This window comes from Defluviimonas salinarum (assembly GCF_026013545.1).
Taxonomy (GTDB): domain Bacteria; phylum Pseudomonadota; class Alphaproteobacteria; order Rhodobacterales; family Rhodobacteraceae; genus Albidovulum; species Albidovulum salinarum.
In genome coordinates this window covers 248,184-272,306 of record NZ_JAPDOG010000004.1, presented here as the reverse complement: position 1 = coordinate 272,306, position 24,123 = coordinate 248,184, and the positions used below count along the sequence as shown (strand labels likewise).

Here is a 24,123-nt window from a genome sequence, read left to right as displayed (position 1 = left end):
CGCGCTATGATGCGCGCGACCCAGCGCCGGAGCCGATGCGACATGACCGACGAGATCCACCAGGCCTTCGCCCATCCCGAGGCCCGCGCGGCAGCGATGGCGCCGGCCGATCCGCCTGACCGGCTTTCGCTGCGCGACCACATCGTCGCGGCCGATATCGGCGCCTTCCAGCAGGAGCGTGGTCAGGAACAGCGCCTGCGCTTCAACGTGGTGGTGGAACTTGCACGCGGCGGCGGCGACGCCGGCGACGATGTCGACCAGATTCTCTCCTACGACCGCCTCACCGAGGCGATCGCGGCCGAACTTGCGGCCGAGCGGCTCAACCTCCTCGAAACGCTCGCGGAAAACATCGCCGCGCGGATCCTCGCCGAGCCGCAGCCCTGCCGCGTCTTCCTCCGGATCGAGAAGCTCGACCGCGGTCCGGGCGCGCTCGGGGTGGAGATCGTGCGCAGCCGCGCCGAGGCCGCGCCGGTCACCGCCGCCGAGGTGCCGCATCCGGTCGTCGCCTATCTCGACAACGCCACCATCGCCGCGCCGGACCTCTCCGCCCGGCTCGACCGGCTCGCCGCCACGGCGGCACCCGTCGTGCTCGCGGTCGGCCTGCCCGACACGACCCGCCCTGCGACCGGCGACGGGCCGTGCCAGACCCGCATCGATCTCCTCGCGATCGAGCAGAACGCCTGGGTCCTGGCCTCGCGCGATCCCCGCCTGAACGTGGTCGCGACGCGGACCGAACTCGACTGGGCGATGAAGCAGGGCAACATGGTGGTTTGGGCGCCCTCGAAGCTCGTGCTCGACACGCCAGGCGCGCCGGGATCGGGCGAGGACGGCGTCGCGCTCGCGGCCTGGCTCGCGGGCGAGCTTGCCGCCCTCAGGCTTGTCGTTCACGGCCCTGTTTCACTTCCGGCGGCTTGCCGCGTGCCGGTCGAGCCGGCCTGACGCGACCGCTTGCCTTCGCCGCCGCGAGCGCCCAAAACCCGGTCATGGATTACTTTCGCCCGATCTCGATGACCGACCCCGCCCGGCCCGAAGGCGCCCTGCCTCTGGCGGGCGGCTGGTGCTGGTTCGACCGCGCAGAACACCTGACCCGTGCGGGCTCGCGCGGGCTCGTCGCCGCCTCCGAGCTTCCCGAAGATGTGCGCCACCGCCTCACCGCGCCCCGCGCGCCGCTCGCCGGGCTTTCGCTCGACGCGCCGCGGCTGATGGGGATACTCAACGTCACGCCCGACAGCTTCTCCGACGGCGGCCGCTTCCACGCCCCCGACCGCGCGCTCGCCCATGCCCGTGCGATGGCCGAGGCCGGGGCCGAGATCCTCGACATCGGCGGAGAAAGCACGCGGCCCGGCTCGGCGGATGTCGAGCGCGAGGAGGAGATCGCCCGCACCGCGCCGGTGATCGCCGCCCTGAAAGAGGGCGGCCTCCGGGTGCCGGTCTCGATCGACACCCGCAAATCCGCCGTGGCCGTCGCGGCGCTCGATGCCGGGGCGGAAATCGTCAACGATGTCGCCGCTCTGGGCTACGATCCTGATCTTGCGGCGCTGGTCGCCCGGCGCGGCGTGCCGGTCTGCCTCATGCATGCGCAAGGCACGCCCGCGACCATGCAGGCCGATCCCCGCTACGACAACGTCCTCCTCGATGTCTATGATTTCCTTGCCGAACGCATCGCGGCGGCAGAGGCGGCGGGAATTCCGCGCGAGCGGATCATCGTCGACCCCGGCATCGGCTTCGGCAAGACCGTGGCGCACAACCTTGCGCTGCTTCGGGGGCTTTCCATCTTTCACGGGCTCGGCTGCGCGGTGCTCCTCGGCGCCTCGCGCAAGCGCTTCATCGGCGCGATCGCGGGGTGCGGAGCGGAAGCCCGGGCCGATCTCCGGGTGCCCGGCACCGTCGCGGTGACGCTGGCCGGGGTGGCGCAAGGAGTGCAGATCCACCGGGTCCATGATATCGTCGAGGCAAAACAGGCGCTGCGGCTCTGGCTGGCCGCGACCCAAGGAGAAGAACCATGAGCAGGAAACTTTTCGGCACCGATGGCGTGCGGGGCACCGCCAACACCCATCCGATGACGGCGGAGATGGCGCTGAAGCTCGGCGCGGCAGCGGGGCGCTACTTCCGCACCGACGGCCGCAACGGCCACCGTGTCGTGATCGGCAAGGACACCCGGCTCTCGGGCTACATGATCGAGAACGCGCTGACGGCGGGGCTCACCTCGACCGGCATGAACGTGCTCCTCCTCGGCCCGGTGCCGACGCCCGCCGTCGGCTACCTCACCCGGTCGATGCGCGCCGATCTCGGCATCATGATCTCGGCCTCGCACAACCCCCACCACGACAACGGAATCAAGTTCTTCGGCCCCGACGGCTTCAAGCTCTCCGACGAGGCCGAGATCGAGATCGAGCGCATCCTCGGTTCCGAGATCGAGCTCTCTTCCCCGGAGCATATCGGCCGCGCGAAGCGGATCGACGACGGGCTCGGCCGCTATGTCGAATATGCCAAGACCACCTTCCCGGCGCGGGGCGCGCTCTCGGGGCTCAAGGTCGTCGTGGATTGCGCCAATGGCGCTGCCTACAAGGCCGCGCCCGAGGTGCTTTGGGAGCTTGGCGCCGATGTCGTCCCGGTCGGCGTCGCGCCGAACGGCTTCAACATCAACGAGAAATGCGGCTCGACCCATGTTGAGACCGCCGCCGAGGCGGTGGTGGCTCACGGCGCCGATCTCGGCATCGCGCTCGACGGCGACGCCGACCGGGTGATGATCCTCGACGAGACCGGCGCGGTCGCCGACGGCGACCAGATCATGGCGCTCTTCGCCGCCCGCTGGGCCGAGGCGCAGAAGCTGAAGGGCGGGGCGCTGGTCGCGACCGTGATGTCCAACCTCGGGCTCGAACGCTTCCTGACGGGCAGGGGCCTGCGCCTCGAACGCACCGCCGTCGGTGACCGCTACGTCGTCGAGCGGATGCGCGAGGGCGGCTACAACCTCGGCGGCGAGCAGTCGGGCCACATCGTGATGACCGATTACGCCACGACCGGCGACGGGCTGATCGCTGGGCTGCAGTTCCTCGCCGCGATGGCCGAGACCGGGCGCCGCGCCTCCGAGCTCGTCCACCAGTTCCCGAGCGTGCCGCAGCTTCTGAAGAACGTCCGCTACGGCGCTGGCAAGGAACCGCTTTCCGCTCCGACGGTGAAGGACGCGATCACCGGCGCCGAGGCGCGGTTGAACGGCACCGGCCGGCTCCTGATCCGCAAGTCGGGCACCGAGCCGCTGATCCGCGTCATGGCCGAATGCGAGGACGAGGCGCTCCTCGCCGAGGTCGTGAGCGACATCGTCGCGGCGGTCGAAGCGGCGGTCTGACCCCCTGTCAGCGCCGCCGATGGCTCAACGTCAGGCCGGCGAGGATCAGCCCCAGCGCCACAAAGAAGCGCGGCGCCAGAACCTCGCCCAGAACCAGCGCGCCAAAGAAGAATGACCAGAGCGGGACTTGATAACTGGTCAGCGCCGTGAAGCTTGGACCCGCCGCGCGGATCACCTGCACACGGATCAGCGTTGCGAGCGCCGTCGGCACGAGGCCGAGGATCACGATCGCCGCCATCGGCACGGCACCGGCGGGGCGGGGCAGTCCCTCACTCCACGGCATCGCCGGGATCAGGGCCAAGGCGCCCACGAGCAACGCGAACGCGGCCAGAAGGATCGGATCGATGGGCGGACAGCGCCGGGTGGTGATGGACGCTACCGCGTAGCAGAGCGCCGCGCAAAGGCAGGCGAGACGCGGCAGCGCGGTGGCACTGCCGCTGAGCGCGTCCGACCCCATCAACACCAACACCCCGAGAAACCCGAGCGAGAAGCCTGACGCCTTGCGCCAGCTCAACTGCTCTCCGGGCACAGGGGCATGGGCCAGCGGCAGGACGAAGAGCGGCCCGGCCGCCATCGAGAGCCCGGCGACGGCCGACGGCACGCTTTGCTGCCCCCAGGACAGCAGGAAGAACGGAAAGGCGGTCGAGAACAGCCCGATGACGAGGACATGGGCGCCAAGCCGTGCCGACCAGCGGGGCAGGGCGCGCCCGAGTACCAGAACGGCGATCCAGAGCGTCACGGCACCAAGAGTGGTGCGCGCCGTCGCGACAGTCACCGGCCCGTATCCGCGCAAGGCCAGCGCGATGACCATGAAGGTCGCGCCCCAGATAAGGCCGAGGGCCGCGATCGACAGCCAGTCACGCAGGGTCGGTTGTGGCATCGGGGCTCCGCAAAATGACAGGGGGCAGCATGGATGCTGCCCCCTGCAGTTGCTTCGGTCCAGATGGAAGGTCAGTTCCGCGACTTGTCGACCATCTTGCCCTTGGAGATCCAGGGCATCATCGCGCGGAGCTTCTCGCCCACCTGCTCGATCTGGTGCTCGTCGTTGAGGCGGCGGGTGGCCTTGAAGAACGGCTGACCGACCGCGTTCTCCTGCATGAAGTCGCGCACGAACTTGCCGGTCTGGATGTCGCTCAGAACCGCCTTCATCCGCGCCTTGGTCTCGTCGTAGGGCAGGATGCGCGGACCCGAGACATACTCGCCGTATTCGGCGGTGTTAGAGATCGAGTAGTTCATGTTGGCGATGCCGCCCTCGTAGATCAGGTCGACGATCAGCTTCACCTCGTGGAGGCACTCGAAATAGGCCATCTCGGGCTCGTAGCCGGCCTCGACCAGCGTCTCGAAGCCCATGCGGATCAGTTCCACGAGGCCACCGCAGAGCACCGCCTGCTCACCGAAGAGGTCGGTCTCGCATTCCTGGCGGAAGTTGGTCTCGATGATGCCCGAGCGACCGCCGCCGATCGCCGAGCAGTAGGACAGGCCGATTTCCATCGCCTTGCCGGAGGCGTCCTGGTGGACCGCCACGAGGCAGGGCACGCCGCCGCCCTTGACGTATTCGCCGCGCACCGTGTGGCCGGGGCCCTTCGGCGCCATCATGATGACGTCGACGCCGGGCTTCGGCTCGATCAGGCCGAAATGGACGTTGAGGCCGTGGGCGAAGGCGATCGCCGCGCCTTCGCGCAGGTTGTCATGAACGTATTTCCTGTAGGTCTCGGCCTGCAGCTCGTCCGGCATGGTGAACATGATGACGTCGCACCAGGCGGCCGCCTCGGCGATGCCCATGACCTTCAGGCCTTCCTTCTCGCACTTCGCGGCCGAGGCCGAACCTTCGCGGAGCGCGATGACCACGTTCTTGGCGCCGGAATCGCGCAGGTTCAGCGCATGGGCGTGGCCCTGGCTGCCATAGCCGAGAATGGCGACCTTCTTGTCCTTGATGAGGTTGATGTCGCAGTCGCGATCGTAATAAACGCGCATGATGCGGTCCTTTCTTCGTTTCTGGCGGCGAGCATAGGGAGATTTTCCGGAATACCCGTGCAAAATTTGACCACCCGCGATATTTCTGCGAAAAATCATTCGCCAATTCTGCAATTCGGGAATATTCATGCAGATCGACGACACCGACCGCCGCATCCTGCGCCAGCTTCTGGCCGAGCCGGGGCTCGCGACGGCCGACCTCGCGGAGCGGGCGGGCGTGACCGCCGCGACCGCGTGGCGGCGGCTCGAGCGGCTGACCGAGGCCGGGATCCTCAAGGGCCAGCACGCCGTCATCGACTGGCGGGCGCTCGGCTGGGCGGTCGAGGTGTCGCTGCGCTTCACCCTCGACAAGACCCATCCCCACGCCTTCGACGAGTTCCTCGCCGCCGCCCGCGCGGTACCCGAGGTGATCGAGATCCAGACCTTCCTCGGCCGCGTCGACATCCGCCTCAACGTCATCGCCCGCGACATGGGCCATTACCAGGAGGTCTACCGAGAGCGCATCCTCACGCTGCCCCATATCGCCGACATCGAGAGCCTGATGCTCGTCTCCACCATCAAGGAAACCGGGAGCCTCGCCTTATGATCGCGCTCGACGACACCGACCGGGCGATCCTCAAAGCGCTCGTGGCCGACGCCACCCGGAGCGCCGGCGCGATCGGCCGCGCCCTCGGCCTCAGCCAACCCGCCACCTGGCGCCGCATCCGCCGGCTCGAGGAAGCGGGTGTGATCGCCGGCCGCCGCATCGACCTCGACGCCGAGCGGCTCGGCTTCGGCGTCACCGTCTTTCTCGGCGTGAAGCTCGCCACCAAGGGCCGCGTCAGCCTCGAGGATTTCGAACGCGCCGCGACCGCGATCCCCGAGGTCCAGACCGTCCAGCACGTCCTTGGCCTCTACGATTACCGCCTGCGCGTCACTGCCCGCGACCTAGCCGATTTCGAGCGCGTGCTGCGGCGCCGGATCATGACCCTGCCCGGTCTCGGCAATGTCGAGGCCAACGTGCTCCTTTCGGAAGAACGCCGCCCCGGTCCGCTCGGCTGACCCTTCTTCATTGCCCAAATACCCCCGGGGGGTCCGGGGGCGGGACGCCCCCGGCCACCGCCGCCGCGCGCGAATCCGGCGCATGGATGTCGCAACCGGCTTTGCCTTTGCCGCGCCTATGCGGTACCCGGAAGGCAGCCAACAACGGAGGTCCCCATGCCCGCGCTTCTGCCGAACATCGACCCGGACGGGCTCGAGGAATTCTCGGTCGTCTTCACCGACCGCTCGCTCAACCACATGAGCCAGGCCTTCCAGGGCGTGATGCGCGACATCTCCGCGCTCCTGAAGGAGGTCTACAATGCCGAGTCGGTGGCGCTGGTGCCGGGCGGCGGGACTTTCGCGATGGAAAGCGTCGCGCGCCAGTTCGCGGGTGGCAGGAAGGCGCTGATCGTCCGCAACGGCTGGTTCTCGTTCCGCTGGAGCCAGATCTTCGACATGGGCGGCTTCGCCGGCGAGACCGTCGTCGCGATGGCCCGCCAGATCGGCAACTCCGCCCGGTCGCCCTTCGCCCCCGCGCCGATCGCCGAGGTCGTCCAGGCGATCCGCGACACGAAGCCCGACGCCGTCTTCGCGCCCCATGTCGAGACCGCGAGCGGCATGATCCTGCCCGACGATTACCTCAAGGCGCTGGCCGAGGCCGCGCATGAGGTCGGCGCGCTCTTCGTCCTCGACTGCATCGCCTCTGGCTGCGTCTGGGTCGACATGAAGGCGATCGGCGTCGACGTCCTGATCTCGGCGCCGCAGAAGGGCTGGTCGGCCTCGCCCTCGGCCGGGCTCGTGATGTTCTCGGCCGATGCCCTGCAGCGGCTCGAGGAGACGACCTCGTCGAGCTTCGCGATGGACCTCAAGAAATGGCGCGCGATCATGGCCGCCTATGAGAATGGCGGGCACGCCTATCACGCGACTATGCCCACCGACGCGCTCCGCGCCTTCCGCGACACGATGCAGGAGACGAAAGACTACGGCTTCGAGCGGCTCCGCGCGGCGCAGTGGGCGCTCGGCAACGCGGTCCGGGCCGAGCTCGCCTCGCGCGGCATCACCTCGGTCGCAGCCGAAGGTTTCGGCGCGCCCGGCGTCGTCGTCAGCTTCACCGAGGATCCCGAGGTCCAGACCGGCAAGAAGTTTGCAGCCCAAGGCGTTCAGATCGCCGCCGGTGTGCCCCTGCAGGTTGGCGAGGGCGACACCTACCGCAGCTTCCGCATCGGCCTCTTCGGCCTCGACAAGCTCTACGACGTCGAAGGCACGGTGGCGCGGGTCAGGCGGGCGCTCGACGCGGCTCTCTGACGGGATTTGCCGGCAGGGTCTCCCGGCGTTACCCTTCCGCAACCGGAAGGAGGGCGGGATGACCGAGGTTGCTCGACACTACACAAGGGGCGAGGGGCTCGCCGCGCGGATCGCGGCGAGTCTCCAGGGGGCCGGCAAGGACCTCGCCCGGATCACCACCGCCGATCTCGGGCCGGTGGACGAGTTCCATATCCGTGGCCGGGCCGCGACGCTGGAGCTTGCCCCCGGCCTGCAGCTCGGCCCGGCGTCGAAGGTGCTCGACCTCGGTGCGGGGCTCGGTGGGCCCGCGCGCACGCTGGCCGAGACCTGGGGATGCCACGTCACCGGCATCGACCTCACGCCCGAATTCTGCCGGGCCGCGAACGAGATCAGCGGCTGGCTCGGCCTCACCGACCGCGTGACCTTCGTGGAAGGCGACGCCACCGCGCTGCCGTTCGAGGACGCCTCCTTCGACGCGGCGCTGACCTTCCATGTCGCGATGAACATCGCGGCCAAGGACCGGCTCTACGCTGAGGCGCGCCGGGTCCTGAAGCCGGGCGGCCGGTTCCTCGTCTATGACGTCATGCAAGGCGAGGGCGGGGCGATCCACTACCCGGTGCCCTGGGCGCAGGATGCCGCGATCAGCTTCGTCGCCACGCCGGACCAGGTGGAAAGCCTCCTGACCGGCGCCGGGTTCCGGGTGCTTGACCGCACCGATTCGAGCGACGAGAGCGTGGCCTGGTTCGAGGCGCTGTCGGCCCGGATCGCGCAGTCGGGCGCCCGCGCCGTCTCGAGCGGCATGATCCTCGGCGAGGGCTTCGAGGAGATGGTGCGCAATCAGGTGCGCAACCTGACCGAGCGGCGGATCCGCACGGTGAGCTTCCTCTGCGAGGCCTAGCGCATCCCGAGCCCGGCCTTCATCAGCGTCCTGCGCACCGGCGCCAGCGAATAGAGCGCATTCAGCGCGCCCGCGCGCAGGTCGCGCAGGGGCCGCGCCCCGAGCATCGAGGTCCGGTTCAGAAGGTCGATCCCGGTCACCCGCGCCTTCACCTCGGGCCAGCGCCGGCGGTGATAGGCCAGAAGCATCGCCCGCTCGCCGAGCCGGTCGGGCGCCGCCTTGGCGAGCTCGACGAGGCAGGCGAGATCGGCGAGCGACATGTTCAGCCCCTGCGCCCCGATCGGCGGCACCACATGCGCCGCCTCGGCCAGCAGGGCGATGCGTTCGGCCTCGAACCGGTCGGCGATCTGGCTGATGATCGGCCAGACCGAGCGCCGCGTGACCAGCGTCAGCGGCCCGAAAAGCCCGGCCGAACGCGCCAGCATCTCGGCCTCGAATTCCGCGACCGGCAGGGCGGCGAGCCGCAGCACCTCGGGCCCGGTCTCCATCCAGACGATCGCCGAGCAGGGCCTGCCGTCGCGGTCCGGCAGCGGCACCAGCGTGAAGGGCCCGCCCGTGCGGTGGATCTCGGTCGAGACATTGTCGTGCGGGATCGGATGGGTGACCGCGAAGGCGAGCGCCTTCTGGCCGTAGCGCGTGGTCTTGACGCCGATGCCCGCCGCCTCGCGGACCGGGCTCGCGCGGCCGTCGGCGGCGACGAGAAGCCGGGCCGAAACCGTGGTGCCGTCCGAGAGCGTCACCAGCGCGGCATCGGTGCGGGTCAGCACGCCCGCCGTGGCGACGCCGGGGCGGAAGCTGACGTTCGGCAGTTCTGTGATCCGCGCCACCGTCTCGCGGCGCAGAAGCCAGTTCGGAAAGTTCCAGCCGAACGGCTCCTCGCCGATCTCGGCCGCGTCGAAATCCTTGACGATGCGCGGCTCTGGCGCTTCGCCGCCGGCATCGACGATCCGCATCACCTTGAGTGCCGCGGCATGGGGCGCGAGCCGCTCCCAGAGCCCGGCCGCCTCCAGCACCGCGCGGGCGGGCTGCAGGAAGGCGGTGGTGCGCATGTCCGCGCCGTCCTCCTCGGCCCCGGTCACCGGGGGCGCGGGATCGACGCAGATCACGCGAAAGCCCGCGGCGCCGAAGGCCGCCGCCGCGGTCAGTCCGGCGACGCCGCCGCCGGAAATCAGGATGTCGGTCGTCTCGCGCATCGTCCTCGCCCCCCGTTCGCGGGGCGAAGATAGACCGGGACGCCCCGCGCGTCCAAGCGGCAAGCTGTCCCGGTCAGTTCCCGAGCGTGATCATGATCAGGATCACGAACATCACCGGCACCATCGTGAGCGCGGTGAGGCCGAGCGCGACGAGACCCCAGGTCTTGACCGCGAGCACCATCAGCGTCGCGAGGATGGTGAGGAAGTACCAGAGGTTGTCCGGCGTCCCGTGCACCAGATCGCGGGCGATCCAGCCGAGGACGGGGACGGAATAGTACCAGGGCAGGCGCGGGGCCAGTGGCATCGGGGTCATGGGAATCTCCTGTTCGCTGCGGTGCGGCATAGGGCTGCGCCCGCAATGCCGCAATGGACGAAATGTCGCAGCGTCAAGCCTCAGCGCCCGAGCGCCGAGAGGAAGCCCGAGAGGTCGTCGGTATGGTGGTGGATGTGCTCGGCGGGCTCGGCCACCGGCGCGACATGGACGGTGCGCATCCCCATCGCGTGCGGCGCGGCGAGGTTGCGCGGATCGTCCTCGAACATCGCCGCGCGGGCGGGGTCGATCCCGTCCCGCGCGAAGACCGTCTCGAAGGCGCCGCGCTCCGGCTTCGGCCGGTAGCCGGCATGTTCGACGCCGTAGACCGCGTCGAAGATGCCGCTCAGCCCGCGCGCCGCGATCACCCGTTCGGCATAGGGCGCCGAGCCGTTGGTATAGACGATCCGCCGCCCCGGAAGTGCTGCGATCGCCGCGCGCAGGGCGGGATCGGGCGTGAGGCGGTCGAAGGCGATGTCGTGGACATCGACGAGATAGGGCGCGGGATCGGCGCCATGCTCGTGCATCAGCCCGGCGAGCGTGGTGCCGTAGAGCCTCCAGTAATGGCTCCGCAACCGGTCCGCCTCGCCCCTGGCCACACCGAGAAGCTGCATGACATAGGCGGTCATCCGCGCCTCGATTTGGTCGAAGAGCCGCGCCTCGGGCGGGTAGAGCGTGTTGTCGAGGTCGAAGACCCAGGACCGCACATGGGGAAAGTCGGCTTGGTACATGGCCGCGACACTACGCGCTCGGCGCGCGCCCCGCAACGGAGGCGCTTGCCTTCCGGGCAGGCTGCCGCTTAGGCTCGCGCTCCGGCCGGGCAACGGGCGGCCGGGCGAGGGAGGGAAGATGCAGAAGGACGCCTATACGCTGATCCTCGAGGCGATCGACGGCGGGGTCTACCGGCCCGGCGACCGGCTCGTCGAGGCCGAGCTCGCCGAGCGGTTCGGCGTGTCGCGCACGCCGGTGCGCGAGGCGCTGCAGCGGCTGGAAACCCAGTCGATGCTGGCGCGCGACGGCCGCTCGCTGATCGTCGCCTCGCTCGACCACAACCAGCTCGCCGAGCTCTACGTCGTGCGCGCCGAGCTCGAGGCCCTTGCAGCGCGGCTCGCTGCCAAGCACGCGACGCCGGAGGAGGTCAAGGTTCTGGCAGACATGGTCGAGGCCGACCGCGCCCATCTCGGCGACCCGGCTGCACTCAGCCGCGCCAACCGGCGGTTCCACAAGCAGATCCACCTCGCCTCGCACAACCGCTACCTCGTCCAGCAACTCGACCTCGTCCACCGCTCGATGGCGCTTCTGGCGACGACCTCGCTCGCCGCCGAGGGGCGCGGCCAGACGGCGCTCGCCGAACATGCCGCGATCGTCAAGGCGATCGCCGACGGCGACGGCGAGGCGGCCCAGGCGGCCCTGCGCGCCCATATCTCGAAAGCCTTCGAGACCCGGCTCAAGCTCGACGCCGGGGCCGCGCGGGACGTGGGTGAGGGCTGAGCCCCGCAACCCCGCGCCCCGACCTCAGCTCGGCCGCGCCCCGCTTGCCGAAGCGACGAGGGCCGGGGGCGGCGGTACCGGCCGCTTCGCCGGCTCGTCCCCGCAGCCCGCCGCAACAGATAGCGTGATCCGCGCCTTGGTCATGGCCAGCGTGCCGGACCGCGGCCCAAGCGGCACCGCCTCGGCGTCAGTTGCGGGCAGGTGCACCGGGCGGGTCAGCACGAGGATCGGCTGCAGTTCCGGCACGTCGGCGCCCGCGGCTAGCACGCCATGGGCGGTCTTGTCCCAGAAGAACGGCCTTGCCACCCATTCGTAGAGCCCCTTGAACGCCGAGAGCGTCCCGAGCGGGTAATAAAGCTGCAGCGTCGGCACCCATTTCATCAGGTGCCGGTGGCCGGGGCCGCGCGTCGCCCAGACCCCGACCGCGAGGTTGACGCCCTCCGCGGCCACGAAAAGCGCGATCAGCGCCGCCGTGAGGCCCACCGGCCAGGCGCCGGCGAAGGCGTGCGAGCGCCCGAGCGTCAGGAGCCAGAACGACCACAGCACCGGCGCCATGAGCGAATGCGACAGCGAGCCGAGAAAGAGGATCTGCACCCCCCAGAACCGCCTCGCCCCGAGGTCGCGCCAGAGCCGGGCCGGGTCGCGCATGTGGCTCGCCCAGGTCATCGCGTAGCCCTTCTGCCAGCGCGACCGCTGGCGGATCCAGGTCCGGACGCGCGCGTTCGGCTCCTCCTCGGTCACCGCGTCGATCATCTCGGTCCGGTAGCCGCGCCGCGCCAGCCTGAGGCCGAGATCGGCATCCTCGGTGACATTGTGCGCGTCCCAGCCGCCGAGCGTCTCGATCGCCTCGCGGCGGAAGAACAGCGTGGTGCCGCCCAAGGGCACGACGAAGCCGAGCCGGGCGAGGCCGGGCAGGACGGCGCGGAACCAGGCGGCATATTCGATGGTGAAGCAGCGCGTCAGCCAGTTGTGGCGCACGTCGTAGAAATCAAGGATGCCCTGCAGGCAGGCGACCTCGGGCCCGTGGTCGTGAAACCCGCGCACCACCTTGCGGATCTGCCCCGGTTCCGGCGCGTCCTCGGCATCCCAGACCCCGACGATCGCGCCCCGGCAGAAGTCGAGTGCATAGTTCAGCGCCCGCGGCTTGGTCCTCACCGTGCCGTTCGGCACCACGATCACCCGCATCCAGCGCGGCAGGTCGCGCTGCGCGAGCGCCTCCTGGGTCTGGTGGTCGTCTTCCTCGACGACGAGCAGGATGTCGAGCAGCTCCTTGGGATAGTCGATGCGGCCGATGCGGCGGATGATCCGCGGCGCGATGTCGTTCTCGCGGAAGAGCGGCACCATGACCGAGACGACCGGCAGCCGCTCCGGGCCGGGGCGGCTTGCGGGCAGCGGCGCGGGGCGGGCGCGGTACTCGGAGAGGAAACAGGCGAGCTTCAGCCCGGTGCCGGAGGCGAGAGAGATCACGGCCCAGAGCGTGAGGAGAGCGAAGGTCGCGGCCGGCGCCGCGAGCGTGCCGCAGGCCAGCGCGGCGAGCACGGCGGCGGCGGCGCGGGCGATCACCGTGCCGTCCTGCGCGCGGCAGCTCTCGGCCGCCGGCGTCCGGGTCTCGGCGCGGTGGACCATCGAGCTGCGCCGCGCGGCGAGGATCGCTTCATGGATTCCCTGTTCCGGCGCCAAAGCCATCACAACCGGGCCGAAGCCCTTTGGCAGCCGGGCACGCAGCGCCGCGAACTCCTCGGGCCGCGCGGTCACGATCACCGTCGCGCCGCCGATCCGCCGCCACGGCAGCGCCACCTCGGCGAGGCAGGTGTCGCATCCGAGCCGGTCGATGAGCCGCGGGTCGGGCGGCTCCGCGCGCAGGTCCACCACCTTGGAGCCCCATTGCAACCCGAGCGCCGCCATCAGCTCGGCCTCGCCGACCCAGCTGTGAGCCAGGAGCACGTCGCCGAGCCTGAGGGCCTGCCGGTCGCGCAGCGCGATCGCCTTCAGGAGGTTGCCAGGATCGACCGCCCGCATGTCGAGCAGGATCTGGCCGAGCGGCTTGCGGCCGATCCGCGCCGCCCGATCGGCACGGCGGGCGAAGCCGCCCGGAACCGGTGCCGGCACCGGGCCGGGGGTGACGAGACGAAGATGCGGTGCGGCGGAGGACATGCGGGATCCGGGGCAAGAACATGCCCCCGACATTCCGCAGAACTGGGTTAATGGCGCGTTAAGTCACACGGGCAAAAACGGTCGCCCGCGCGATTCTTCGCGAAACACCGCCTCAGGCGGCGCGGCGCGCCCGCATCGCCTCGGCGAAGCGCTCGAAGAGATAGAAGCTGTCCTGCGGACCGGGGCTCGCCTCGGGATGGTACTGGACCGAGAACACCGGCCGGTCGGCGATGCGGATGCCGCAGTTCGAGCCGTCGAAGAGCGAGACATGGGTCTCCTTCACGCCCGCGGGCAAGGTCTGGCTGTCGACCGTGAAGCCGTGGTTCATCGAGGTGATCTCGACCTTGCCGGTCTCGAGGTCCTTGACCGGATGGTTGGCGCCGTGATGGCCGTGGTTCATCTTCACGGTCTTGGCGCCGAGCGCCAGCGCCAGCATCTGGTGGCCGAGGCAGATCCCGAACAAGGGCAGGTCGCGCGCGAGCACGCCCTTGATCATCGGCACCGCGTAATCGCCGGTCGCGGCCGGGTCGCCGGGGCCGTTCGAGAGGAACACGCCCTCGGGCTCGTGCGCGAGCACCTCCTCCGCCGTGGCCGTCGCCGGCAGCACGGTGACGTCGCAGCCGACCGAGGCGAGGCAGCGCAGGATGTTGCGCTTGGCACCGTAGTCGATCGCGACGACCCGAAAACCGTCGCCGGTCCGCTTGCCATAGCCCTCGGGCCAGGCCCAGCGGGTCTCATCCCAACGATAGCTCTGCGCGCAGGTCACGTCCTTGGCCAGATCAAGCCCGACGAGGCCCGACCAGGCGCGGGCCTTGGCGACGAGCGCCGCGATGTCGAACTTGCCCTCGGGGTCATGGGCCAGCGCCACATGCGGCGCGCCCTGCTGGCGGATCTCGCGGGTCAGCCGGCGGGTGTCGATGCCGCCGATGCCGATCCGGCCGCGCTTGGCGAGCCAGGCGGCGAGGTCCTCGGTCGCGCGCCAGTTCGAGGGCTCGGTCGGATCCCATTTCACCACCATGCCGGCGGCGACGGGCTCGCCGGTTTCGTCGTCCTCGGGGTTGACGCCGACATTGCCGACATGCGGGAAGGTGAAGGTCACGACCTGGCCGGCATAGGAGGGATCGGTCATGATCTCCTGGTAGCCGGTCATCGCGGTGTTGAAGACCAGTTCGGCCACCGTCTCGCCGGTCGCGCCGAAACCGTGGCCGTAGAAGACCGTGCCGTCGGCGAGGGCGAGGCAGGCCGTTGCTTTGACCGAAGACTCTGGCTTGGTGGGCATGGCGCGACTCCCCGGGGCTTAAATCCCGCGGAACCTACGGGGGCGGCGGGCTTCGGTCAAGGGGCCGGCTGCGATTTGGCTTACGCAGCGATATCAATGGGTTATCAGCTTTTTCGCCCGTTGTGTCCGCGTCGCCGCTCGGCTATGGTGGGGCTTCGGATGCTCAGGGGATGGAGACCCGATGGAACTGCGTGACCGTATTGGGGCGGCGCTCAAGGACGCGATGAAGTCGCGCGACGTTGAGCGGCTGTCAACCTTGAGGCTGATCAACGCCGCGATCAAGGACAAGGATATCGCGCTCAGGGGCGAGGGCGGCGAGGCCTCAGTCGGCGATGCCGAGGTGCTGGCGATCCTCGGCCGCATGGTCAAGCAGCGCCAGGAATCGGCGCGTGCCTACGAGGAGGGCGGGCGGCTGGAACTGGCCGAGAAGGAGCTCGCCGAGGTCAAGGTGATCGAGGAATTCCTGCCGCGCCAGCTGACCGACGAAGAGATCGCCGCGGCGATCGACGCGGCCGTTGCCGAGATCGGCGCCAGTTCGATCCGCGACATGGGCAAGGTGATGGCGGCGCTGAAGGCGAAATACACCGGGCAGATGGATTTCGGCGCGGTCGGCCCGATGGTGAAGGACCGGCTGGGGTAACGCTGCCCGGAACCGCGCCGGCCGCGTCCGAAACCGGCTCCCCTCAGAGCTTGTCGAGCAGCGTCATCAGCCGCGCCAGCTCGCGCGGGGTGAGGTTGCGCGCTGTGCGTTCGGAGATCCGCGCCGCCACGACGATCGCCTCGCGGATCTGGTCGGCGCCCTCCGCGGTCAGCGAGATCTCCACCCGCCGCCGGTCGGTGGGCGAGGGCACCGCCGCGATCAGCCCCTTCCTCACCAGCCGGTCGACCACGCCCTTGGTGGTTGCCGCGTCCATCGCCACGAGCCGGCCGAGGTGGTTCTGCGACAGGGTCCCCTCTTCATCGAGCTTGGCCATCACCGCGAACTGGCGCGGCGTAAGCTCCGGCATTTCGGTCGCGAAAATCTCCAGATGCCGCTGGTTGGCGACGCGGAGCTTGAATCCGATCTGGTCGTCGAGGCGATATTCCGGCCCGTCACTCACCCTGGCATCCTCTTCGGCACTGCTCCGGTTGTTTCCTTGTGTCAAACTGTAAGGGCTCGACCGCCAAAGACAAGTCCCGCGCGGGGTGGCGGCGACTGGCTGGAAGAATCGTTTGACAGCAAACGAATCCGGGTCCGTAATCCGAAGATCGACACTGCCGGCCCCGCGGGGCGGCGAAAGGAGCGGATGTGGCGCCGGGTGCTCCTGCACAGATGATTTCCGGGTCCGGAGCGAACCGGGCGGTACCGGCGCGCGAAGGGCCTTGGGCAAGTCGGGGTGCGGACCGGGGCCGGCTGCGGCTGACGCACGGGCCGATCGACGTGATCCTCGACCTCGCAGGTCCTCAAGCGACGGTCGCGGCGGCCGAGCGCCGCGCCGCGCGGGCCTTCGAGGGGCTCCTCGAGGCGCTCGTCGCCGAGCTTGCGATCCTGCGCGCCCCGGCCGGGCCGGGGCAACCGCTGCCCGAGGGCCCGGTCGCGCGGGCGATGACGGCGGCTGTCGCCCCTTTCGCGGCGTGGTTCGTTACCCCGATGGCCGCGGTGGCGGGCGCGGTCGCGGACCATCTTCTCGCCGCGCTCTGGGCCGAACCGGGCCTGACCCGCGCGGCGGTCAACAACGGCGGCGACATCGCGCTCCGCCTCGGGGCCGGCGAACGCTACCGCATCGGCATTTCCAGCGGCCCGCAGACGGCCAGCCGCCCCGCGCTGATAAAGATCGGCGCCGGAGACGGCATCGGCGGCATCGCGACGAGCGGCTGGCGCGGGCGGAGCCACTCGCTCGGCATCGCCAACGCGGTCACCGTGCTCGCGGCGACGGCGGCCGAGGCGGACGCCGCCGCGACGATGATCGCCAACGCGGTCGACCTGCCGGGCTCGGCCCGCGTTACCCGTCGCCGGGCCCGCGCGGTCGCGCCCGACAGCGATCTCGGCGATCGGCTCGTGACGGTCGCGGTCGCCGCGCTGAGCGCGGACGAAAGGGCGCAGGCGCTCGACGCCGGCGCGGCACGGGCCCGCGCGGTCATCGCGATGGGCCGCGCTAGGGCGGTATTCCTCGCGCTGCAGGGCGACAGCCGCGCCGTTGGCAAGGTCACAGAAACAAGGGAGGTGCCGTGATGGGAACCGCGAAGATCCGCAAGATCGTGACCGTGGTGGAGGAGGTGCGCTCGGAAATGGGGCAGGCAATCGACCCGCCGACCCGCCGCGCCGCCGCCATCGCGGTGATCGAGAATCCCTTCGCCGGCCGCTACGAGGCCGATCTCGACCCGCTGATGGTGATCGGCGAGGAGCTCGGAGGGCTTCTGGGCGAGGCCTGCGTCACGGCGCTCGGGATCACACCTGGCCAGGCGCAGAGCTACGGCAAGGCCGCGCTGGTCGGCGAGAACGGCGAACTGGAGCACGCCGCCGCGATCCTGCATCCGCGCCTCGGCGCGCCGCTGCGTAAGGCGGTGGAGAAGGGCGCGGCTCTGGTGCCCTCGAACAAGAAGCGCGGGCCGATGGGCCATCCCCTCGACGTGCCCCTCGGCCACAAGGACGCCGCCTACGTGCGTTCGCATTTCGACGGCATGGAGGTCCGGGTGAACGACGCGCCGCGCGCCGACGAGATCCTCGTCGCGGTCGCGGTGACCGACAGCGGCCGGCCCCTGCCACGCGTCGGCGGCCTCACGCATGACGAGGCCGAGGGCAAGGACGGGCTGAGGTGAGGAGCGCGGCATGACGGTGTTCCGGCCCGAACGCCTCGATGCGGCTCTCGGCTTTCTCGCCGAGGCGCCAGCCACCCTTCTTGCGGGCGGGACGGATGTCTTTCCTGCTCTCGGCGACCGACCGGCACCGGCGCGGGTTCTCGACCTCACCGCGCTCGCCGATCTCAAGGGCATTACGCGCGAGGGCGACCACTGGCGGATCGGCGCCGGCGCGACCTGGGCGGAACTCTGCCGCGCCGATCTGCCGCCGCTGTTCGATGGCCTCAAGGCCGCTGGGCGGCAGGTCGGCTCGGTGCAGATCCAGACCACCGGGACCATCGCGGGGAACATCTGCAACGCCTCGCCGGCCGCCGATGGCGTGCCGGTCCTCCTCACGCTCGACGCCTCGGTGGAACTCGCCTCGGCCGCCGGGCGCCGCGTCGTGCCGCTCGCCGCGTTCGTGACCGGGAACCGCCGAACCGCGCGCGCGCCGGACGAGATCGTGACGGCGATCCTCGTGCCGCAGATCGACGGCGCGGTCCGTTCCGACTTCGCCAAGCTCGGCAGCCGCGCCTACCTCGTGATCTCGATCGTCTCCCTCGCGGCGGTCCTGCGCGTCGAGGGCGACAGCGTGGCCGAGGCGCGGATCGCCGTCGGCGCCTGCTCGGCCGTGCCGCTGCGGCTCGCGGCGCTTGAGCGCGATCTCGTCGGTCGGCGGGTTGGGGCGCTCGGCGCGGTGGTTCGGCCCGAGCAATTCGCGGCGCTCGTGCCCATCGACGACGTGCGCGGCAGCGCCGCCTATCGTCGAGACGCCGTGTGTACGCTGGCTGTACGGATGCTGGACGGATGGGGGGCGCAAGGGTGAGCGGTCTGGGCTTCACGCTGAACGGACGCGAGGTCCGCCACGAGGGGGCCGGACTGGAGCGGCTCGCGGCCGTGCTGCGCCGCGATTTCGGCTGCCGCGAGGTGAAGGTCGGCTGCGACGCCGGCGATTGCGGCGCCTGTACCGTCCTTCTCGACGGCGCGCCGGTCTGCGCCTGCATCACCTCGACCGGCCGGGTTGCCGGCCGGCGGGTCGAGACGCTCGCCGGTCTTCGCGAGAATAACCCAATGTTCGCAAGGCTTTCGGAGGCGTTCCTCGCGCACGGTGCGGCGCAGTGCGGGATCTGCACGCCGGGCATGATGGTCTCGGCCCTGGCGCTCCTGCGCACCAACCCGGCACCGACGGAGGCGGCGGTGGAGGACGCTTTGGGCGGTGTCCTTTGCCGCTGCACCGGCTATCGCAAGATCATCGACGCGGTGATTGGCAAGCCCGCCCCGGACCCCGGCGCGGGCGCGGTCGGCGCCGGGATCGCCCGGCTCGACGGCGCCCCGAAGATCGCGGGCGAGGAGCAGTTCGGCGATGACGTTTCGCCTGACAACGCATTGATCATGAAGGTAATTCGCGCGCCACACGATCACTGCGGCTTCAGCTTCGGCGATCTGGAGGGCTGGCGAAAGGCGTCCGGGCTCGCCCTCGTCCTGACCGCGCAGGACGTGCCGGGAGAGAACCGCTTTGGCGTCATTCCCGGCTTCATCGACCAGCCGGTCTATGCCGAATCCGTCGCCCGGTTCCGGGGCGAGGCTGTGGCGGCAGTGGTCGGTCCGCTCGAGGTGGTGTCAGCTCTGGATATGTCCACGTTTCCCGTGAGTTGGGATGAGAAATCCGCATCCCGCGAGCCGGGGGCGGCGAAAACCGCGGCGGAGTTGCATCCGGGCCGCGAGGCTAACGTCATGTGCCGCGGCCTCGTGCAGCAGGGCGATGCCGAGGCGGCGCTCGCGCGGGCCGCGGTCACCGCCGAGGGGGTGTTCGAGACCCGGTTCATCGAACATGCCTATATCGAGCCGGAGGCCGGTTACGCGGACTGGGTCGACGGTGGCGTCGTGGTCCATGGCGGTACCCAGGCGCCGCATATGAACCGGGACTCGCTGGCCGCGATCCTCGGGCTGCCGGTCGAGGCGGTCCGGGTGGTGCCGTCGGCGGTCGGCGGTGGCTTCGGCTCGAAGCTCGACCTGTCGTTCCAGCCGCATGTGGCGCTCGCGGCGATGCGGCTGGGGCGTCCGGTGCGGATCGCCTATACGCGTTCGGAATCAATGGGTTCAACGACGAAACGGCATCCGGCCTCGATGCGGGTCAGGGCAGGGGCGGCACCGGACGGCCGATTGTCGGGCTTTATCTTTGAGGGCACGTTCAACACCGGTGCCTATGCCTCCTGGGGGCCGACCGTGGCGAACCGGGTGCCGGTCCATGCCGGCGGGCCCTATGCCCATGCCGACATCCGCTCGCGCACCGAGGCGGTGAACACGACCTGCGTGCCGGCCGGCGCCTTTCGAGGCTTCGGCGTCCCGCAGGCGGCGATCGCGCAGGAGGCGGTCTTCGACGACCTTGCGCTGAAGCTCGGCATGGACCGGCTGGAGTTTCGCTATCTAAATGCGCTCGACAACGGCGTTCCGACAGCGACAGGGCAGGTCTTCGACGGCGCGGTCGGGATCCGGCCCTGCCTTGCTGCGCTGCGCCAGGCATGGTGGGTTGCCATTGAAAAAGCGCAATCATTCAATGAGAAAGGCGGCGTTCTTCGTAAGGGTGTCGGGGTTGCCTGCGGCTGGTATGGCTGCGGGAACACCTCGCTGCCCAACCCCTCGACGATCCGGGCCGGGATCACCTCGGACGGCCGCGTGGTGCTGCACCAGGGAGCGATGGATATTGGACAGGGCGCCAATACCGTCGTCGCCCAGATCTTCGCCGAGGCGCTTGGCGTGGAGGTCGGCCGGGTCGAGATCGTCGGTCCCGATACCGGCGTGACGCCGGACGCGGGCAAGACCTCGGCCTCGCGGCAGACCTATGTCTCCGGCAACGCGGCGCGGCTGACCGGACTTGCGCTGAGGGCGGAAATCCTTCGGCTGACCAACGCGGCAGAGGGCCGGATCGAGATCGCGCCGGGCGAGATCAAGGTGACCGCGCCCGATGGCCGGGTCCATCGCGCCGTGCTGCCAGACGGGGACGGATATGTCGTTGAGGCAGCGGAGACCTACGATCCGCCGACCGCGCCGCTCGACGAGAACGGGCAGGGCGTGCCCTACGCGGTCTATGGCTATACGGCGCAGATGGTGGAACTGACGGTCGACACCGGGCTCGGGACGGTCACGCTGGACCATATCCATGCCGCGCATGACGTCGGCCGGGCGATCAACCCGGTGCTTGTCGAAGGGCAGATTCACGGAGGCGTGGCGCAGGGCATCGGCCTCGCGCTGATGGAGGAATACATTCCCGGCCGCACCGACAACCTGCACGACTACCTGATCCCTACGATAGGGGACGTGCCGCCGATCACCAGCCACATCATCGAGGTCGCCGATCCGCATGGGCCTTACGGGGCGAAGGGGTTGGGCGAGCATGTGCTCATCCCGACCGCGCCGGCGATCCTCTCGGCGATCCGGCACGCGACGGGGGCGCGGGTGACGCGGCTGCCGGCGACGCCGGACCGGGTTCTGGCGGCGATCCGGGCCGCGAAGGAAGGTTAAGATGGTCAAGCAACGCGTTGAATCCCGGGTGAAAGACAAGATCCGCTGCGACGCCTGTCCGGTCATGTGCTACATCACCGACGGCCGAGCCGGGGCCTGTGATCGCTATGCCAATCAAGGCGGGGAACTGGTGCGGCTTGATCCCTTCACCGTGCTGCAGGCGGCCAAGGAGGGCGACGGGCAGGTGGTGCCGTTCCTCGAACTCGAAGCGGGCGAGTGGGACGGCGACATCCTCAGGACGGAGCGGCCGTTCATCACCGCAATCGGCGCTGGCACGACCTATCCCGATTACAAGCCGGCCCCGTTCATCGTCGCGCAGGAGCATGACGGCGTGGACATGGTCACGGTCGTCACCGAGGGAATCTTCTCCTACTGCGGGGCCAAGGTGAAGATCGACACCGACCGGTTCCTCGGGCCAGAGGCGGCGGCGGTGCGGGTGGACGGCGAGCCCATCGGCCATGTGATGACGGCTGAATATGGCTCGCAGATGCTGTCGCTTGGCGGGGTGCATCATCTGACCGGCGGCGGCAAGAAGGAGGGCCGCGTCACCTGCGACGCGCTTCTCAGGCTCTGCAACCGCGAGCCGGTCGAGGTGACGATCGACGGCGGGGCCGGGGTGGTGCTGCAGGCCGGCAGGCCGCCGGTGGTGAACGGGGTCGAGGAGCAGCTGATGCGGGTCGGGTGCGGCTCGGCGACGATCGGGATGTTTGCCAGGCAATGGCACGCGCTCGTCGACGAGGTTGTGGTCGTGGACGATCACATCACCGGGGTTCTCTCGGAGCATCAGGCGGGCAAGCTCCTCGGCGTCGAGCCGACTGGCATCAAGATCCTCGGCCACAAGTCGACGCCGGGCCGCTACTTCCGCGTCGCCGAGCCCGGAACCGGCTGGGGCGGGACGGATATCGAGGATCCGCTGACGATCCTCGGGCCCTGGCGCGAACCGGCGCGGCCGGGGCTGACGCTCCTGATGGTTTCGACGACCGGGGAGCAGTGGGGTTACTATGTGCTCGACGAGGACCTGAAGCCGGTCCGCGCCGACCTGCCGGAGGCGCTGCGGACCTCGGTCGAGCGGATCGCGGAGAATTGCGAGCCCTCGGTGACCTCGGTCCTCTTCATGGGCGGGGCGGGCGGATCGCTGCGGGCCGGGGTGACGGAAAACCCGGTGCGGCTTACGCGCTCGGTGCGCGAGGCGGTGACGCGGGTGACCTGCGGCGGGGCGGAGTGTTACGTCTGGCCGGGCGGCGGCATCACCTTCATGGCGGACGTGACGGAGATGCCGACGAACGCCTTCGGTTATGTGCCGACGCCGGCGCTGGTGGCACCGATCGAGTTCACGATGCGGCTTTCCGACTATGCCTCATTGGGCGGGCATATGGGCCAGGTGCGGCGGGTCGAGGAAATCGCCGGCGAGATCGAGCGGCGGGTCTCGGTGAAGCGGGGGCGGTAGGTTATCAGATCGAGCGCCCGTTCCGGGCGCAAGATGGATCTCGCATCCGCGGCTTGCGCCGCGGACACTCGGGTTGCCTCCGGCGGGAGTATTTCCGGACAGAAAGTGGTGGGATCAGCTTTCGACGATTTCCGGCAGCCGGGTGGCGGGCGGCGTGTTGCGGCTGCGGGCGGTGCGGACCACGCCGTCGATCACGGTCATGCCGACGCCGGGCAGGTTGCCCTGGTGGATCGAGGCGAGCATCGAGCCGCCCGGCGCGTGCTGGGCCATGTCGATGAGGACGAAATCGGCGGCGCGGCCCGGTTCGATGATGCCGCAGTCGAGGTCGCGCATCCGCGCGGTGTTGCCGGTGGCGAAGCAGAAGGCGATCTCGGGCGGCACGTCGCCGAGCGACGACAGCATCGCGATCATCCTCAGGATGCCTAAGGGCTGGACGCCGGAGCCGGCGGGCGCGTCGGTGCCGAGGATCACGCGGTCGGGCTGGCCAAGCTCGAAGGCGGTGCGCATCGCGAGGAGTCCGGCGCGCTCGTTGCCGTTGTGGACGATCTCGATGCCGCGCAGGCAGCTTTCGCAAAGGCAGGTGATCTGTTCGTCGGGGAGCGCGGTGTGGCCGCCGTTGATATGGCCGATGATGTCGGCATCGGCCGCGAGCACCACGTCCTTGTCGATGAGGCCGGAGCCGGGGATCGAGGGGCCGCCGGTATGGATTGTCGACTGTATGCCGTACTTTCGCGCCCATTTGACCATCTGGGCGGCGGTCTCCCCGGCCTTGACGGAGCCGAGCCCGACCTCGCCCAGAAGTTTCACGCCGGCATCGGCGAGGTCCTTGAAGTCGCTCTCGACCATGCCTTCCTCCAGCACCGGGGCGCCGGAATGGACCTTGACGCCGGAGGGGCGGAAGTTCTCGTACCAGCGCTGCGAGGCGATCGCCATTGCCTTGAGGCCGACGATGTCCTTCGGGCGTCCGGGCGCATGGACCTCGCCCGCCGAGATCATCGTGGTGACGCCGCCGTGCAGGCAGCTATCGATCCAGTTCAGCTGCTGCTGGCGCGGCGTGTAGTCGCCGATCACCGGGTGGACATGGCTATCGATGAGGCCGGGGCAGAGGGTCACGCCCTTGGCGTCCACCACCGTCGTCGCGCGGTCGGTGTCGAGGTCCTTCTCGTAGCCCACCGCCGTGATGCGGTCGCCATTGCAGACCACGCAGTCGCCGTCGATCAGGGGCTCCTCGATCCGGCCGGAGAGGATCTGGCCGATGTTGCGGATGACGAGTTTCGTCCTGGTGGCGGCGGGGGCGGGATCGGACATGGCGGCGTCTCCTTGCCTGAGGCCGGGAGATCGTCCCACAAGATCCGTTAGCAGGCAAACGGATTCAGGCCAGGTCGGGG

General features: G+C 69.8%; 23 protein-coding genes. 14 read left to right on the top strand and 9 right to left on the bottom strand.

Features of this window, described 5'->3' with window-relative positions:
* The first annotated feature begins 42 nt into the window (after nucleotides 1-42).
* The 3 genes from OM960_RS06865 to glmM are packed head-to-tail and all read left to right on the top strand — an operon-like array spanning nucleotide 43 to nucleotide 3,346.
* A complete protein-coding gene (locus tag OM960_RS06865; RefSeq protein WP_264771457.1) occupies nucleotides 43-939 on the top strand; it encodes a dihydroneopterin aldolase in 897 nt (298 codons plus the stop codon).
* Nucleotides 940-983: 44 nt separating this feature from the next.
* Nucleotides 984-2,006: a dihydropteroate synthase gene (gene folP, locus OM960_RS06860; protein WP_264771456.1), complete on the top strand. Its 1,023-nt coding sequence runs from the start codon at nucleotides 984-986 to the stop codon at nucleotides 2,004-2,006.
* On the top strand, nucleotides 2,003-3,346 hold the full coding sequence (glmM, locus tag OM960_RS06855; protein ID WP_263333193.1) for a phosphoglucosamine mutase: 1,344 nt from the start codon (nucleotides 2,003-2,005) through the stop codon (nucleotides 3,344-3,346). Before folP ends, glmM begins: the two co-directional genes overlap by 4 nt.
* Nucleotides 3,347-3,353: 7 nt before the next feature.
* Here the strand turns inward: glmM and OM960_RS06850 are convergent, their stop codons facing one another.
* The gene (locus OM960_RS06850; protein WP_264771455.1) at nucleotides 3,354-4,226 is read right to left on the bottom strand and encodes a DMT family transporter; all 873 of its coding nucleotides are present in this window, start codon (nucleotides 4,224-4,226) and stop codon (nucleotides 3,354-3,356) included.
* Nucleotides 4,227-4,297: 71 nt separating this feature from the next.
* Nucleotides 4,298-5,419 carry a ketol-acid reductoisomerase gene (gene ilvC, locus OM960_RS06845; RefSeq protein WP_490372112.1) on the bottom strand — a complete coding sequence of 374 codons (1,122 nt, stop codon included), beginning with the start codon at nucleotides 5,417-5,419 and terminating at the stop codon, nucleotides 4,298-4,300.
* Nucleotides 5,420-5,447: 28 nt separating this feature from the next.
* On the opposite strand from ilvC, the gene OM960_RS06840 reads away from it, so the two are divergent.
* From OM960_RS06840 to OM960_RS06825, 4 genes are all read left to right on the top strand, one after another.
* Nucleotides 5,448-5,906, top strand: a complete 459-nt coding sequence (locus OM960_RS06840) for an Lrp/AsnC family transcriptional regulator (protein WP_263333187.1) — start codon at nucleotides 5,448-5,450, stop codon at nucleotides 5,904-5,906.
* Nucleotides 5,903-6,361, top strand: coding sequence for an Lrp/AsnC family transcriptional regulator (locus tag OM960_RS06835; RefSeq protein ID WP_263333186.1), 459 nt, complete (start codon nucleotides 5,903-5,905; stop codon nucleotides 6,359-6,361). Before OM960_RS06840 ends, OM960_RS06835 begins: the two co-directional genes overlap by 4 nt.
* Before the next feature lie 156 nt (nucleotides 6,362-6,517).
* Complete coding sequence (locus OM960_RS06830; RefSeq protein WP_264771454.1) at nucleotides 6,518-7,645, top strand: aminotransferase class V-fold PLP-dependent enzyme; 1,128 nt, start codon at nucleotides 6,518-6,520, stop codon at nucleotides 7,643-7,645.
* A gap of 58 nt (nucleotides 7,646-7,703) precedes the next feature.
* A complete protein-coding gene (locus tag OM960_RS06825) occupies nucleotides 7,704-8,522 on the top strand; it encodes a class I SAM-dependent methyltransferase (RefSeq protein WP_264771453.1) in 819 nt (272 codons plus the stop codon).
* Here the strand turns inward: OM960_RS06825 and OM960_RS06820 are convergent.
* The 3 genes from OM960_RS06820 to OM960_RS06810 form a co-directional block, all read right to left on the bottom strand.
* Nucleotides 8,519-9,715, bottom strand: coding sequence for a UbiH/UbiF family hydroxylase (locus tag OM960_RS06820; RefSeq protein WP_264771452.1), 1,197 nt, complete (start codon nucleotides 9,713-9,715; stop codon nucleotides 8,519-8,521). The genes OM960_RS06825 and OM960_RS06820 overlap by 4 nt on opposite strands.
* Before the next feature lie 73 nt (nucleotides 9,716-9,788).
* Nucleotides 9,789-10,028, bottom strand: a complete 240-nt coding sequence (locus OM960_RS06815) for a hypothetical protein (RefSeq protein ID WP_264771451.1) — start codon at nucleotides 10,026-10,028, stop codon at nucleotides 9,789-9,791.
* Nucleotides 10,029-10,108: 80 nt separating this feature from the next.
* Nucleotides 10,109-10,756, bottom strand: a complete 648-nt coding sequence (locus OM960_RS06810) for a pyrimidine 5'-nucleotidase (protein ID WP_263333181.1) — start codon at nucleotides 10,754-10,756, stop codon at nucleotides 10,109-10,111.
* Nucleotides 10,757-10,874: 118 nt separating this feature from the next.
* Between OM960_RS06810 and OM960_RS06805 the strand changes: the two genes are divergently transcribed.
* Nucleotides 10,875-11,516, top strand: a complete 642-nt coding sequence (locus OM960_RS06805; RefSeq protein WP_264771450.1) for a GntR family transcriptional regulator — start codon at nucleotides 10,875-10,877, stop codon at nucleotides 11,514-11,516.
* 24 nt (nucleotides 11,517-11,540) lie between these two features.
* Here OM960_RS06805 and OM960_RS06800 read toward each other — a convergent pair whose 3' ends face one another.
* Complete coding sequence (locus OM960_RS06800; RefSeq protein ID WP_264771449.1) at nucleotides 11,541-13,670, bottom strand: glycosyltransferase; 2,130 nt, start codon at nucleotides 13,668-13,670, stop codon at nucleotides 11,541-11,543.
* A gap of 112 nt (nucleotides 13,671-13,782) precedes the next feature.
* Complete coding sequence (gene carA, locus OM960_RS06795) at nucleotides 13,783-14,949, bottom strand: glutamine-hydrolyzing carbamoyl-phosphate synthase small subunit (RefSeq protein WP_264771448.1); 1,167 nt, start codon at nucleotides 14,947-14,949, stop codon at nucleotides 13,783-13,785.
* A gap of 181 nt (nucleotides 14,950-15,130) precedes the next feature.
* Between carA and OM960_RS06790 the strand changes: the two genes are divergently transcribed.
* Nucleotides 15,131-15,589 (top strand): GatB/YqeY domain-containing protein, encoded by a 459-nt coding sequence (locus tag OM960_RS06790; protein WP_263333177.1) that lies wholly within the window; start codon nucleotides 15,131-15,133, stop codon nucleotides 15,587-15,589.
* A 43-nt stretch (nucleotides 15,590-15,632) separates the two neighbouring features.
* Here the strand turns inward: OM960_RS06790 and OM960_RS06785 are convergent, their stop codons facing one another.
* Entirely contained in the window at nucleotides 15,633-16,049 is a 417-nt protein-coding gene (locus OM960_RS06785; RefSeq protein WP_263333176.1) for a MarR family winged helix-turn-helix transcriptional regulator, read from the bottom strand.
* Between the two features lie 212 nt (nucleotides 16,050-16,261).
* Here OM960_RS06785 and OM960_RS06780 point away from each other — a divergent pair, with 212 nt between their 5' ends.
* Genes OM960_RS06780 through OM960_RS06760 form a run of 5 tightly spaced genes read left to right on the top strand, consistent with a single transcriptional unit; the run spans nucleotide 16,262 to nucleotide 22,735 of the window.
* Nucleotides 16,262-17,161, top strand: coding sequence for a UPF0280 family protein (locus OM960_RS06780; RefSeq protein WP_264771447.1), 900 nt, complete (start codon nucleotides 16,262-16,264; stop codon nucleotides 17,159-17,161).
* Nucleotides 17,161-17,748: an amino acid synthesis family protein gene (locus OM960_RS06775; RefSeq protein ID WP_263333174.1), complete on the top strand. Its 588-nt coding sequence runs from the start codon at nucleotides 17,161-17,163 to the stop codon at nucleotides 17,746-17,748. Before OM960_RS06780 ends, OM960_RS06775 begins: the two co-directional genes overlap by 1 nt.
* 10 nt (nucleotides 17,749-17,758) lie before the next feature.
* Complete coding sequence (locus OM960_RS06770; protein ID WP_263333173.1) at nucleotides 17,759-18,592, top strand: FAD binding domain-containing protein; 834 nt, start codon at nucleotides 17,759-17,761, stop codon at nucleotides 18,590-18,592.
* A complete protein-coding gene (locus tag OM960_RS06765; RefSeq protein WP_264771446.1) occupies nucleotides 18,589-21,288 on the top strand; it encodes a molybdopterin-dependent oxidoreductase in 2,700 nt (899 codons plus the stop codon). The genes OM960_RS06770 and OM960_RS06765 overlap by 4 nt, the downstream gene beginning before the upstream one ends.
* Before the next feature lies 1 nt (nucleotide 21,289).
* Nucleotides 21,290-22,735, top strand: a complete 1,446-nt coding sequence (locus OM960_RS06760; protein WP_264771445.1) for a 6-hydroxynicotinate reductase — start codon at nucleotides 21,290-21,292, stop codon at nucleotides 22,733-22,735.
* 114 nt (nucleotides 22,736-22,849) lie between these two features.
* Here the strand turns inward: OM960_RS06760 and OM960_RS06755 are convergent, their stop codons facing one another.
* The gene (locus tag OM960_RS06755) at nucleotides 22,850-24,043 is read right to left on the bottom strand and encodes an amidohydrolase family protein (RefSeq protein ID WP_264771444.1); all 1,194 of its coding nucleotides are present in this window, start codon (nucleotides 24,041-24,043) and stop codon (nucleotides 22,850-22,852) included.
* Between the last annotated feature and the right edge of the window lie 80 nt (nucleotides 24,044-24,123).

Coding starts and splice junctions, on each gene's coding strand:
- OM960_RS06865 (WP_264771457.1), top strand. CDS start 43: ATGACCGACGAGATCCACCAGGCCTTCGCCCATCCCGAGGCCCGCGCG.
- folP (WP_264771456.1), top strand. CDS start 984: ATGGATTACTTTCGCCCGATCTCGATGACCGACCCCGCCCGGCCCGAA.
- glmM (WP_263333193.1), top strand. CDS start 2,003: ATGAGCAGGAAACTTTTCGGCACCGATGGCGTGCGGGGCACCGCCAAC.
- OM960_RS06850 (WP_264771455.1), bottom strand. CDS start 4,226: ATGCCACAACCGACCCTGCGTGACTGGCTGTCGATCGCGGCCCTCGGC.
- ilvC (WP_490372112.1), bottom strand. CDS start 5,419: ATGATTTTTCGCAGAAATATCGCGGGTGGTCAAATTTTGCACGGGTAT.
- OM960_RS06840 (WP_263333187.1), top strand. CDS start 5,448: ATGCAGATCGACGACACCGACCGCCGCATCCTGCGCCAGCTTCTGGCC.
- OM960_RS06835 (WP_263333186.1), top strand. CDS start 5,903: ATGATCGCGCTCGACGACACCGACCGGGCGATCCTCAAAGCGCTCGTG.
- OM960_RS06830 (WP_264771454.1), top strand. CDS start 6,518: ATGCCCGCGCTTCTGCCGAACATCGACCCGGACGGGCTCGAGGAATTC.
- OM960_RS06825 (WP_264771453.1), top strand. CDS start 7,704: ATGACCGAGGTTGCTCGACACTACACAAGGGGCGAGGGGCTCGCCGCG.
- OM960_RS06820 (WP_264771452.1), bottom strand. CDS start 9,715: ATGCGCGAGACGACCGACATCCTGATTTCCGGCGGCGGCGTCGCCGGA.
- OM960_RS06815 (WP_264771451.1), bottom strand. CDS start 10,028: ATGACCCCGATGCCACTGGCCCCGCGCCTGCCCTGGTACTATTCCGTC.
- OM960_RS06810 (WP_263333181.1), bottom strand. CDS start 10,756: ATGTACCAAGCCGACTTTCCCCATGTGCGGTCCTGGGTCTTCGACCTC.
- OM960_RS06805 (WP_264771450.1), top strand. CDS start 10,875: ATGCAGAAGGACGCCTATACGCTGATCCTCGAGGCGATCGACGGCGGG.
- OM960_RS06800 (WP_264771449.1), bottom strand. CDS start 13,670: ATGTCCTCCGCCGCACCGCATCTTCGTCTCGTCACCCCCGGCCCGGTG.
- carA (WP_264771448.1), bottom strand. CDS start 14,949: ATGCCCACCAAGCCAGAGTCTTCGGTCAAAGCAACGGCCTGCCTCGCC.
- OM960_RS06790 (WP_263333177.1), top strand. CDS start 15,131: ATGGAACTGCGTGACCGTATTGGGGCGGCGCTCAAGGACGCGATGAAG.
- OM960_RS06780 (WP_264771447.1), top strand. CDS start 16,262: ATGATTTCCGGGTCCGGAGCGAACCGGGCGGTACCGGCGCGCGAAGGG.
- OM960_RS06775 (WP_263333174.1), top strand. CDS start 17,161: ATGGGAACCGCGAAGATCCGCAAGATCGTGACCGTGGTGGAGGAGGTG.
- OM960_RS06770 (WP_263333173.1), top strand. CDS start 17,759: ATGACGGTGTTCCGGCCCGAACGCCTCGATGCGGCTCTCGGCTTTCTC.
- OM960_RS06760 (WP_264771445.1), top strand. CDS start 21,290: ATGGTCAAGCAACGCGTTGAATCCCGGGTGAAAGACAAGATCCGCTGC.
- OM960_RS06755 (WP_264771444.1), bottom strand. CDS start 24,043: ATGTCCGATCCCGCCCCCGCCGCCACCAGGACGAAACTCGTCATCCGC.